The sequence below is a fragment of the Rufibacter sp. LB8 genome, from assembly GCF_014876185.1.
Classification (GTDB): domain Bacteria; phylum Bacteroidota; class Bacteroidia; order Cytophagales; family Hymenobacteraceae; genus Nibribacter.
Map to the genome: position 1 here is coordinate 1260655 of NZ_JADALJ010000001.1, position 12927 is coordinate 1273581.

Below are 12927 nucleotides of genomic sequence, written 5' to 3' on the forward strand. Positions count from 1 at the left end.
CTGCAAATAAAAAAACCAGATCAAATGCAGCCTTTCATTCCCGCTTACTGCAATTCCAAATTCACCAATCATCAGTTTTCTGAAGAGGTGGCTAAAAAATTATTCGCGTTAGCGGTCCACAGAAAAATAAGCAAACATGACATCCTTTTGCAGGAAGGCCAGCGCTGCACGTCCATTTTTTACCTGGAATCTGGATATTTAAGAAGTTATATCACCAAAGACGGGGCTGAGATAAATACCAACTTCACGTTTGGCAACAGCTTTCTCACCAACCTGAAGAGCCTAAGGCTGCAGGTTCCCTCTGATATCACTATTAAAGCTGGGGAAGATTCTTCTATTTACGAGTTTGCCCAAGAAAAACTATTGGCCTTGTATGCTGAATCTCCGGAAGTTGAATCTTGCGGCCGCATGCTGGCAGAGCATTTGTTGATTGAGCAGGAAGAGCACGCTAATTTGTTCAAGCTATCCTCGCCCAAAGAAAGATACCACTTGTTGGAAACCGAACACCCAGAGATCTTGCAACGGGTCAGCCTCACGCACCTGGCTTCTTATCTAGGAGTGGCCAGAGAAACGCTGAGCCGAATCAGAAAACCTGCTGCTCCCCTCATTTTGTGATTTTTATCACATAGGTTTGCCTTGCCCACCGCTGATATTTGCTGTTCCTTAACTAAACAACATGGACAGCCGCCACAAACACCTGGTCACAGAATTTATAGAAAAGATTTGGAACAAGTCTCATTTCCAGCTGCTGGACAGTTTCCTGCACCCGGATTTTCAGGACCACTCCCTAATTCCTGCCCTTCCCCCTGACAAGCAAGGCCTCATAACCTGGATACAAAGTACCAGCACCGCCTTTGACCACACCACTGTTATTGAAAACATGGTCTCTGAAGAAAACCATGTCATGCTGAAACTGTACATGCACCTCCAACACATTGGCACCTGGCGAAACATAGAGCCCACCGGAGCAAAAATTCAAATTTCCGGTTTCCGGCACTTTCAAGTAAAGGAGAATAAGATTTTGGCGCATTGGGCTTTGCTGGACGGTAATTCCCTTGAAAATCAGCTGCGCGACGTTTCCCACGGTTGCACGCTTTAATTAAAATGGAAACCAGTATGACACTTTACCTTCTCCGGGTTGCCCTGTTGCTATTATTTATAGTGCTTTCTGCCCAGGGTATTTTTTACCTGTTTGCAGTGAAAGAAGCCTTTACCATTATTTCTATTGAGGCTTTTATAGAACAACGCAAGGCTGTGGACCTGATTATTGGCAGCAGGTTAAAGGTAATTTACTTTCTGGCTCTTCTGTTGGTTTTGGTGGTTTTGGCCTTGGCAAGTAAAAATTACGGATCACTGGTTTTCATAACTACCGCCATCAGCTGTGTTTGCCTTTTGACAGACATGGGGTTCGCCTTGAAAATCAGCGTGCCGCTTAACCAGTTGATGGCTACTTTTAACCCCGACAACCAACAGGTAGATTGGGAAAGCCTGCGGGTTGAGTGGCTTTTTTATATTGCCGTGCGAGGTTGGATTATGATTGTAGGGCTGCTAACCCTTTTAGCTGGCTTTTTGCTACAAAACAAGCCAACCCTACCTTAGCTGAGCTGCAGTGGTCTTGTAGATTCAAATCTCACCAAAGGCCGTTTTAGCTGTAATGCCCGCTTTTTTTAGACTCTAATAGCACTTAAACCTTCCTGCTAAAGCTGACCCGGAAACGCATCTATTTTATGCTGTCTCTTACCGCTACTTTGTTAGTTTTGTAGCTAAACCACACTTCCGTTTTGGGGCTCATTTCTGAAAATGAGCCCCAAAACGGAAGTGTGGTTTGGTATGGCATCAACTAATTCCACCACCATGCAGGTACGTATAAGACCTATTGCCCCACATGCAGGTACGTATAAGACCTATTGCCCCACAAGACAACGCACCGCTGGCAGAGGTAATCAAAACCGTGTTTCGGGAATTTAAGATTGACAAGCCCGGCACGGTGTACACAGACCCTACCACATGCGCCCTGTTTGAGCTTTTTCAGACGCCCCACAGCGCCTACCTAGTGGCGGAAGAGAATGGCAAACTTTTAGGGGGTTGCGGCATTTATCCCACGCCGGGCCTGCCCGCGGGCTGCGCAGAGCTGGTGAAATTCTACCTTCGCCCAGAAGCCCGTGGCAAAGGGTTGGGCAGCCAATTGGTAACCGAGAGCCTGCAAATGGCCAAAATAATGGGCTACCGCCAGTTGTATTTGGAGTCTTTCCCAGAATTAGGCCAAGCGGTGGGCATGTATGAAAAAGCGGGTTTCAAATTTCTAGATGAACCCAGGGGCAACTCGGGTCATTTTGCCTGTACTATCTGGATGCTCGTGGACCTATAACTTTCTTTAATCGCCCCGGTACAACTAATCAAATACTTTCTAGTCTTTCCCTGTTGCCAACACAGTGTCACTTAAAAAAACTTTTGAGCGCTCTCCGTTTCCCATCGGTTTTTATTTTGGCAGAAGAAGCAGGCTTTGTTTTTTTGCTTATCTTCACAGGAACCAATCTCTTGCATAAATTAAGGAGGTAGTGTCACTCTGGCCAGAAAGTGGATCATGCCACTTAACGGGCCTTTGACCACTACTGCCCGCCGAAACCTATTTCTTTTATTCTGGTTTTGGCACGAGAAAACAAGGGCTTGCCCACACCTTAAGATACAATAAGGCTAGGGCATCATTGGTTATGTACCAGTACAAGCGTGCAGGAGTTTTTTTACACTTGTTGCAACAGACAAACCCACAAAGCATAACTTATTTTTACATCTCCTCAGAATGCATACGATCAAAAGCTATTTACTAATAATAGTGCTTTTTCTCTGCAGTGCGGCAATGGCAATGGCCCAATGCCCGGCAGTGATCACTCCGGCCAATCCGGCTCCCGTCTGTCAGCCGGGCTCCGTTTTGCTTACCGCCAGCTCCGGCACCGGGTTTACCTACAAATGGTACAGAGATAATGTAGAAATTCCTGTTCCTGATCCTACCAGCAACACCTTTCAAGCTACCACTTCTGGCGCCTATACCGTTCAGGTGTCTGGGCCCACCTGTGCTACCGCCACTTCCACTTCTGTGCAAGTAGTTGTCAACCCTGCCCTTCCGGCCATTGATTTCACCTTCAACCCAAATTCCATCCAGTGTGCAGGAACTCCTATTGTCTTTACTGTCACTAATCCGCAACCGGCAGAATATACCTATATCTGGGATTTTGGCGATGGGTTTACCACACAAGGCAGTTCCATCACGCATGCCTACAAAGCAGTAGGTTTGGCTACTCTGGACTTTACGGTTAAAGTGTACCGGCAGTCTATTCTCACCGGTTGTACGTCACCAGAAGCCAGTAAAGTAGTGACCGTACAGGCCAAGCCCGCCTTCTCCCCACCCACAGACAGCAGCAATTTCTTTGTCTGTATTCCTGAGGAGCAAGACTCCATTAGTGTACAGGCTGCTCTTAGAAATACTACTTTGGTCAATGGGGCATTGTCTTATGTCATTGATTTTGGGGATGGTTTTGGGGAAAGAACGTTCACATCTGCCCAATTCAACGCCACTGAACCTATCCGGAATATCATTCCCTATGACACCACCGGAACGTTCCCCATCAAAATCAGGGCTCTTGGCACCAATGGGTGTGATTCTGTCTATACCCGCAATTTTTACATCAGCAAAAAGCCGAAGGCCCATTTTTCTTTAAATAAAGAACGGATTGATCCACCTGTGCCACCCAGAGACTGTATTCCTGTTAAGGTGACTACTGATTCAGACAGTACCACCGGTGAGAACCTGGTCTATAAATGGAATGTCAAAAACAGCCAGGGACAGAATGCAACCGCTGGCATTTATGATTATTTAGAAAGCACCACAGACACCTCAAAAGCCCCAATTTACCGATTCAATGTTTCTGGGCGATATACTCTTGAAATGATTGTGTCTAATATGTGCGGGTCAGACACCACCACGCAAAGCCTGCTGGTTGGTTTCCCGGAGATCAAGATCAATGCTGATACCACCGCCTGCGGGCCCATCACCTTTAATTTTAACGACGAGGTAGTCACTTATGATGCTAATCTGGGCACCATTGATGAAGCTTCATATGAATGGACCATCACTCCCGCTGGCTTGGGAGCTGTAGCGGTGGGCGGTACTACCCTGCGTGACAAATACCCTAGAATTTTATTCCCAAATCCGGGTGATTACACGGTAACGGCTAGAGTAAAGAATGAGTGCGGCTTTTCTGATGCGGTTGGCCCAGTGGTTGAGGCAAAAATAACGGTTAACCCCACACCAAACGCGCCGAACTTTGGGGCCACCAGTACTTCTATCTGTAGCGGGGACAGCACCACCATACGCCCTGCCGGTCCTGGTTCGTCGTTTACTTTCTACACGGTAGTAGCCGGAGGCACTGCCCTGGACACTGCGGCCACCTACAACACCGGCCCGCTCAATAACACTACCACCTTCTACGTAGCCACCCTTTCGGCACAGGGTTGTGAGAGTCCTACACGCACGCCTTTCACGGTCAACGTTACCCAACGCATTACAGACAACACTATTTCCCTGGCGCCAAACCAGCGGGAAATCTGCGCCAACCAAGCGGTGCCCGGCACCATTGCAGGGTCTGACCCGTCAGGGGAAGTTGGCTTTCTTTGGTTAAGTAGCAGAACCAGCGGTACGCAAGGTTTTACAACGGCGCCAAGCAACAACCCTACCGGCAACAACCAACGGAATTACGCCACCGGACCGCTCACCGCCACTACCTGGTTCAGGAGAGTAGCCTTATCAGGTAATTCTTGCCCCAATGACACAACCGTGGCCGTAATGGTGACGGTGGGCCCTCCACTGGACAACAACACCATCACGTTAACGGGCGGTTCTCCGGCCACCATCTGCCAAGGGAATGAGGCACCTGTCATTACCAGCTCGGCTACCACGGCTACCATTGTATGGGAAAGCAGCACCACAGGACCAAATGCCAACGACTTTGCCACGGCGGCTGGTACCAACGGATTACCAACTTATGCCCCAGGACGAATTACGCAAACTACCTGGTTCAGGAGGCGGATAACAGCTGGTGCCTGTAGCAGTGTTTCTTCCGCGGTGGTGGTGGAGGTGATTAGGGCTATTGACAACAACACCATTGACGGTACCCAGACCATTTGCGCGGGCGCCACGCCGGCTCGGTTGTTAGGTTCTACCCCAACGGGCGGCACCAGCACCAACCGGTATCGGTGGGAAAGAAGCTTGACGGGCAATCCGTCAGATTTCGCCCTTGCCCCTGGAACAAGCAATGAACTGAACTACTCTCCTGCTGCGCTAACCCAGACTACTTATTTTAGAAGAGTGGTTGACCCAGGCAGTAATTGTGAAGTAGATATTAGCAATACCGTGGTGGTCACCGTCATCACCACTAATGTCAACAACACCATCTCTGCCGTGGAAAGCACCATTTGCCAAGGCACAGATGCCGTAATCACCGGGTCTGTGCCTACGGGTAGCTGGACGTACCAGTGGGAAAGCAGTACCTCTGGCCCTAACGGTGTATTTGCGCCTATCCCAAACACCAACTCGGCCTCATATTCTCCGGTAAGAGTTATGCAGAACACCTGGTACCGCAGAAGGTTGGTGTCTACCAGTGCCAATTGTCCTATTCCGCCTTCTAACGTGGTAGCTATTACGGCAGAGCCGGCGCCGGCTGCCCCCATTGTCGCTTCTTCTAACGTGCAGTCTTGCCAAGGTTTCCCGGCCACGCTAAGAGCCATTGGCCCTGGAGGGAACTATGCCTGGTACTCAACCCCTACGGGTGGCAATCCCTTGTTTATAGGAAGTGTTTTTGTAACCCAGGCCTTGACGCAGAACACTACTTTTTATGTAGAAACCATCAGCGCCACTGAATGTACCAGCACTTCCCGCACGCCAGTCTCGGTGACGTTGAACACCGCCACCGCAGATGCCGGCAGTGATGTGACCATTATGGTGGGTGATGCGGTGACGCTTCGGGCGCGCGGCGGGGTGACGTATTTATGGTCGCCGGCTGACAGTTTGAGCAATCCTAATGTGTCAGACCCGGTAGCCAGGCCAACAGCCACCACTACCTATACGGTCACGGTGACAGACGCCAACGGGTGCGTGGACACAGACGAAGTGGTGGTGACCGTGCTCCCTCGGGTGGCCATTGTGAACACCTTCAGCCCTAACAATGATGGCATCAATGATGTGTGGGTGATAAAAAATATTGAGAGCTTCCCTAATGCCACCGTGGAGATTTTCAACCGCTGGGGCAGCCAGGTCTTCAACTCCAAGGGCTATGCCAAACCCTGGGATGGCACGCACAACGGCAAACCGCTTCCTATTGACACCTATTACTACATCATTAGGCTAGACGGCAATAAAAACCTTTACAAAGGCAGCGTAACCATAATTAGATAATCAATGATGAAAAATATAGGCACGTTTCTGGTGCTGCTGCTTTTGACCGCACCGGCCTGGGGGCAGCAACGGCCCCAGTTCACCCAGTTCATGATGAACAGTTACCTCCTGAACCCAGGGCTGACCGGCATTGAGGACTACACCGATGTCAGGATTGGGACCCGCCAGCAGTGGGTAGGATTGCAGGGCGCACCCAAGACGTTTCATATAAGTGCCCACACCCCTTTGAACAAACAGCCCGCCACCGTTAGAAGTAATTCTGGCCGAGGGTTGCGCAAAGTGAACACCAGCCGCTTTATTCCGGCGTATGCCCACCATGGCGTGGGGGTGATGGCCGTTGTTGACCAGGCAGGACCGTTGCGCAGAACCAACGTGAACGTGTCTTATGCGTACCATTTGCCCATCACCAACTCAGTAACGGTTTCCGTGGGGGCGTATGGCGGCTTGTTGCGCAACAGTTTCAGGGCCAGCGAGGCCACGTTTGACAATCCCGCAGACCCTGCGCTTGGCAGCGAATTCATCAACCGAAATTTCCTGGACGTGGGCCTAGGCACCTGGATTTATTCACCTGATTTCTTTGTGGGCTTGTCTGGCGCGCAACTCCTGCGTACCGATATCAGCTCCAATGAAGGCACCGTGACCGAGGGTGTCTTCCAAAAGCATTTCATCGGGATTTTCGGTTACAAGGTGAAGGCCATCTCGCAAGTCACGCTTATTCCATCCATCATGGTAAAACTGGCCGAACCCAGCCCTGTCACGGTAGACTACAACCTGCGCGCCGTTTATGCTGAGCGTATCTGGGTAGGAGCCTCCTACCGAAGCCAGGACGCTTTTGCCATTATGGCGGGCGCCAACATCAGCTATCTGCTAGATGCCAGCTACTCATATGATTACAACACCTCCAACCTGAACGTAGCCAACTCCGGTTCGCATGAAATTGTGCTGGGCTTGAAACTCTTCAACAAGAGCAAGGTAATCTGCCCTAGGTGGTTGCAATAAGAAGTTATCACAATAAAGCGAAAGCCCTTTTTCCAAACCTGGAGAAAGGGCTTTTCTTTTCTTTTTGATTCTAAGTGCCTGGACAAAATTAACTTAACCTCTTTTTACATTGTCATCCTGAAAGGATCTCGGTGGCAAGCTGATTTAACAGAGATTCAAAGGATTTTTAACTTGCCACCGAGATCTTTCCAAGATGACAAAAATGTATACATATTTCTGTCTCACTACTTAAACTTCCGTTTTCGGGCTCATTTCTGGAAATGGAGCCAAAAACGGTTTTTCTAAACGAAGTTTCAAATTAGTGTTTCGCGTTCCCCAATATCGCAGAGAAATGGAACAACTCTTTAGGGAACCTGCATTCACGCTACATTCCGTTTTAAAAAATGAGGTCAGCAAATTTAACATCGCTTAAATTTGTTAGCAATTCTTAAAACTGTTCTCCGTTGGATTTCCGTTTTCGGGCTCATTTCCGGAAATGAGCCCGAAAACGGAAATTAGTCCTGGCCCGGAATTAGTGCCGCTGCCATAACCAAACATTTTACAGCCGTTCTAATTATTTACCCTAACTTTGCAGTCCATAAGACAAACACTACTTATGGCTTCTGCTAAATATATTTTTGTGACCGGAGGCGTGACTTCTTCCCTGGGAAAAGGCATCATTTCGGCTTCTTTGGCTAAACTTCTGCAATCTAGGGGCTTCTCGGTCACTATCCAGAAATTTGACCCCTACATTAACATTGACCCCGGCACGCTCAACCCCTATGAGCACGGCGAATGCTATGTCACCGATGACGGCGCAGAAACCGATCTGGACCTGGGCCACTATGAACGCTTCCTGAACGTACCCACCTCGCAGGCCAACAACGTGACCACCGGGCGCATCTACCACAACGTGATCACCCAAGAGCGTCAGGGCGCCTATTTGGGCAAAACCGTGCAGGTAGTTCCCCACATCACAGATGAAATCAAACGCCGCATGCTCCTGCTGGGCCAGTCTGGCGAATTTGACGTGGTAATCACGGAGATTGGCGGTTGCGTAGGCGATATTGAGTCATTGCCCTTCATTGAGGCCGTGCGGCAGTTGCGCTGGGACCTGAACGACAATGACAGCGTGGTGATTCATCTCACGCTTCTCCCCTATTTAAAAGCCGCCGGCGAACTGAAAACCAAGCCTACGCAGCACTCGGTGAAAGCCCTGTCTGAAGCCGGTGTGCAACCAGACATTTTGGTGTGCCGCTCAGAGTACCCCATTCCGGCAGAGATGCGCAAAAAGATTGCCTTGTTCTGCAACGTGGCCACCAACTCGGTGATTGAATCGCTGGATGCCGAGACCATCTATGACGTGCCGCTGCTCATGAAAAAAGAGAAGCTGGACGAACGCGTCATGAAAAAACTCAAGCTCGTCAGCCGTCAGGAAATCAACCTGGACACCTGGAAGGAGTTCCTGGGCCGACTCAAAAACCCGACAGAAGACGTGACCATTGCCCTGGTAGGGAAATACGTGGAACTGCCAGACGCCTATAAATCCATTATTGAGTCCTTTATCCATGCCGGGGCGTTCAATGAATGCAAGGTGCACCTCAAGTTCATTCAGTCAGAATTCATTTCCGCGGAAAACGTGCACCACCATTTGCAGGGCATTGACGGTGTGTTGGTAGCCCCGGGCTTTGGCGAGCGCGGCTTTGAAGGCAAGTTGGAGGCCATCAGGTACGTGCGGGAGGGCAAGATTCCGTTCTTCGGGATTTGTTTGGGCATGCAGACCGCCGCGGTGGAGTTTGCGCGCAATGTGCTGGGCCTGGCAGATGCCGCCTCTACGGAAATGAACCCCGAAACCAACCACCCGGTCATTGACATGATGGAGGCGCAAAAGCAGATTACCCAGAAAGGCGGCACCATGCGTTTGGGCGCGTACGGCTGTGACCTGAAAAAAGGCTCCAAGGCGTATCAGGCCTACGGCAAAGGCCACATCACGGAGCGCCACCGCCATAGATATGAATTTAACAACCAGTACCTGCAAGCCTTTGAGGAAGCCGGCATGCAGGCCACGGGCATTAACCCAGACACCGGGTTGGTGGAGGTGATCGAACTCCAGAACCACCCATGGTTTGTGGGCGCGCAATACCACCCAGAATTGAAAAGCACCGTGTTGGCCCCGCACCCGCTTTTTGTGCGCTTCATCAAGGCCGCCGTCACCTACAGTAAAATCAAAAACCAATAACCTCTTACAATAACTTATGGATAGGAACCAAGCAATTGGCCTTGGCCTGATTGCCGTGTTGATGCTCGTTTACAGCATCTTCTTCATGAAAGGCCCGGAGCAGCAAACCGCCACGCCGGCCGCTATTAAAACCGCCACCGTGGGCGCCGCCGCCGCAGACACTTCGTCTACGGCTACCGCCCCTTTGAATGACTCCGTGGCGCAGGCGCAACGTGCATCTCAACTAGGCGAATTCAGTGCCCTGGCCACCGGTCAGGCGCAAAACGTAGTGCTGGAAAACAATTTATTGCGCGTAACCTTGGGCAGCAAAGGCGGTCTGGTGCAGGAAGTGCTCTTGAAAACCTACAAAACCTGGGACAAAAAGCCCTTGGTGTTGTTTGACCCGCAGAGCAGCGAGCAGGTGTTCACGTTCCAGACCAAGTCTGGCAAGACCATTAGGCTGAATGACCTGTATTTCCGGCCCTCGGCGGTGACCAACAGCACGGTGAACAATTTGCCGGCCCAGTCTATCACGTTCACGGCGCAGGTGGCCCCCGGCCAAACCATTGAGCAGGTGTACACGCTGGCGCAGGATGCCTACGTGGTGGGGTATTCCATGAACTTCAGGGGCATGGACCAATTGGTGGCGCAGCAGCCCATTCAACTGAACTGGACTGACCAACTGAAGCGTTTGGAGCATGACATCAAGCAGAACCGCAACCAGTCTACTGTAAACTATTACACCACTGAGGGCAGCTTTGAGCAGTTGTCGGCTAGCTCTACGGATGCGGAGACCGACAAGACGGAGGAACCGGTGAAGTGGGTAGCCAACAAGCAGAACTTCTTCACCGCCGCCATCATCGCGCAGAACAGCTTCTCCTCTGCTGAGGTGTTCAGCTCGTTCAACGAAGCCGATACGTCTCAGGTAAAGACTTTGCGCTCCAAGCTGACCATTCCGGTGCAGGATGCCTTGACCGGCAAGGCGCATTTCACCTATTACTTCGGGCCGAACGAGTACGACGTGCTGAAAAGCGTGACCGAGAACTTCGACAAAAACCTGGAATTGGGCTGGGGCATCTTTGCGTACGTGAACAAATGGTTGATTATTCCGGCCTTTGACTTCCTGGAAGATTACATGGGCAACTACGGCCTCATCATCATTCTGCTGGTGTTGTACATCAAGTTGATCTTGAGCCCGCTGACCTACAAGTCATACATTTCCATGGCCAAGATGAAGGTGCTCAAGCCTGAGATTGACGCCATCAAGGAAAAGCACGACGGCGACATGCAGAAGACGCAGGCCGAAACCATGGCCTTGTACGGCAAGATGGGCGTGAACCCCATGAGCGGCTGTATTCCCATGCTGTTGCAGATTCCTATCTTGTTTGCCATGTTCAACTTCTTCCCTAACTCCATTGAGTTGCGGCAGGAGCCGTTTTTGTGGGCGCATGACCTGAGCACCTATGACGTGTTCGCGAAGCTGCCGTTCACCATTCCGTTCTATGGCAACCACGTGAGTATGTTTACGCTCTTGATGACCGCCTCCACCATTCTGTACACGTGGTCTAACAACCAGGTGAGCACCATTCAGGGCCCTATGAAGTTCTACTCGTACCTCATGCCGGTGATTTTTATGTTCGTGCTGAACAGCTTCCCGGCGGGTTTGAGCTTCTACTATTTTGTGTCGAACATTGTCACCTTCGGGCAGCAGGCCTTGATCAGGAAGTTTGTAGACGAAGGCAAAATCAGGAAGAACCTGGAGGATTACCAGGAGAAAAACAAAGGCAAAGAGCCGAAGGGTGGTTTTCAGAAACGTATCCAGGACGCCATGAAAGCTGCCGCCGAGCAGGAAGCCAAGAAGAAGAAAGGCTCCAAGTAAGCGTTCTATTTCCTATTAAAGCACAACGGCCCACCCCAACAGGTGGGCCGTTGTTTTTGGCCTCCATTCTGAAAATGAAGCCAAAACCAGAACATTATATATATTATTGTTTCACAAAGGTTTATAGACCTTTACTAAATAAATACATTTAAGCAAAAGTCGAGAATTTGTTTTTTGGCTTCATTTCCAAAACTGAGACCGAAAACGAATCTGTAGCGCCGCGTCACTGACATGACGTGCGCTACGCAGCGGCAAGGCCGCGATGCTACAATTCTAAATATCCGTTTTCGGGCTCATTTTCAGAAATGAGACCAAAAACGGAAAATCTCACCACCGTCGGGAAAGGAAGTTAAGTGGTTCTGTAAAGTACTGCTGCTTCCTCGGGGCTCCTATCTCCGCCAACTTCCCAATCATACTTTGCCCCACGTTTCAGCGTTTAAGAAAGACCAGCCGTTTTCGGGCTCATTTCCGGAAACGAGCCCGAAAACGGAAAAATCTTTGCGTGGCAAGCCTGGAAAATAGATTTACCACGCCGCAGTTACACTGGCAAGGGCATGGTTTTGGGCAAGTGCGCCTGCGGGCCGAGGTCTACCAAGACTGGGGATAAATACCTCTAAAGTGTTGATAATTCAGGATTAAAAGTGTATTCAAAAGCTTTATCTTTGTGCAAGCTTTTCGTGCGCAACGTGGGCTAAACCTTTAACTGAGCAAGAAATCCTATGGAAATCACCTATTACGGCCAATCCTGCTTTCTCTGTGATCTGGGCGGCACCAAAGTGCTGTTTGATCCGTTTATCTCGCCTAACCCGCTGGCCGCTGACATAGACCTTGACAGCATTCAGTGCGATTATATTTTGCTGAGCCACGGGCACGCAGACCATGTGGCCGATGCCGAGTACCTGCTTAAGAAAACCGGTGCTACCCTGGTGGCGGCATTTGAGATTGTGACCTGGTACCAAGCCAAAGGCATTGAGAATGTACACCCCATGAACATTGGTGGCAAAGTGCACCTGCCCTTCGGGACCGTGAAGATGGTGAACGCCATCCATTCCAGCGCCTTGCCAGACGGCACCTATGCCGGACAGGCCGCCGGGTTTGTGGTGGAAAGCGCTGAGAAGACCTTTTACTTCGCCGGTGACACTGCCCTGACCTATGACATGAAACTGATTGGCGACCGTTATAGAGTGGACTTCGCGTTTCTACCCATTGGCGACAATTTCACCATGGATGTGGAAGACTCCCTGGTAGCCGCCAATTATGTGAATACCAAGAAAATTGTGGGGATGCACTATGACACCTTCCCATACATTGAGATTGATCATGTGGAGGCCCTGGAGCTAGCCAGACGGGCCCAGAAAGAATTGTTGTTGCTGGAGATTGGTCAAACCATAGAACTGTAAACTG

General features: G+C 50.3%; 9 protein-coding genes. All 9 read left to right on the forward strand.

What is annotated here, in order from left to right; all coding sequences use genetic code 11:
- Positions 1-87: 87 nt before the first annotated feature.
- Positions 88-615, forward strand: a complete 528-nt coding sequence (locus IMY23_RS05415; protein WP_192821105.1) for a Crp/Fnr family transcriptional regulator — start codon at positions 88-90, stop codon at positions 613-615.
- A 61-nt stretch (positions 616-676) separates the two neighbouring features.
- A complete protein-coding gene (locus IMY23_RS05420) occupies positions 677-1099 on the forward strand; it encodes an ester cyclase (RefSeq protein ID WP_192821106.1) in 423 nt (140 codons plus the stop codon).
- 17 nt (positions 1100-1116) lie between these two features.
- Positions 1117-1599, forward strand: a complete 483-nt coding sequence (locus IMY23_RS05425) for a hypothetical protein (RefSeq protein ID WP_192821107.1) — start codon at positions 1117-1119, stop codon at positions 1597-1599.
- Positions 1600-1885: 286 nt separating this feature from the next.
- Complete coding sequence (locus IMY23_RS05430) at positions 1886-2368, forward strand: GNAT family N-acetyltransferase (RefSeq protein ID WP_192821108.1); 483 nt, start codon at positions 1886-1888, stop codon at positions 2366-2368.
- 489 nt (positions 2369-2857) lie between these two features.
- A complete protein-coding gene (locus IMY23_RS05435) occupies positions 2858-6448 on the forward strand; it encodes a gliding motility-associated C-terminal domain-containing protein (protein WP_192821109.1) in 3591 nt (1196 codons plus the stop codon).
- Positions 6449-6451: 3 nt separating this feature from the next.
- Positions 6452-7447, forward strand: coding sequence for a type IX secretion system membrane protein PorP/SprF (locus tag IMY23_RS05440; RefSeq protein ID WP_192821110.1), 996 nt, complete (start codon positions 6452-6454; stop codon positions 7445-7447).
- A 595-nt stretch (positions 7448-8042) separates the two neighbouring features.
- On the forward strand, positions 8043-9665 hold the full coding sequence (locus tag IMY23_RS05445; RefSeq protein ID WP_192821111.1) for a CTP synthase: 1623 nt from the start codon (positions 8043-8045) through the stop codon (positions 9663-9665).
- Positions 9666-9681: 16 nt separating this feature from the next.
- The gene (gene yidC, locus IMY23_RS05450; protein ID WP_192821112.1) at positions 9682-11523 is read left to right on the forward strand and encodes a membrane protein insertase YidC; all 1842 of its coding nucleotides are present in this window, start codon (positions 9682-9684) and stop codon (positions 11521-11523) included.
- A gap of 719 nt (positions 11524-12242) precedes the next feature.
- Positions 12243-12923: a metal-dependent hydrolase gene (locus IMY23_RS05455; protein WP_192821113.1), complete on the forward strand. Its 681-nt coding sequence runs from the start codon at positions 12243-12245 to the stop codon at positions 12921-12923.
- Positions 12924-12927 lie beyond the last annotated feature (4 nt).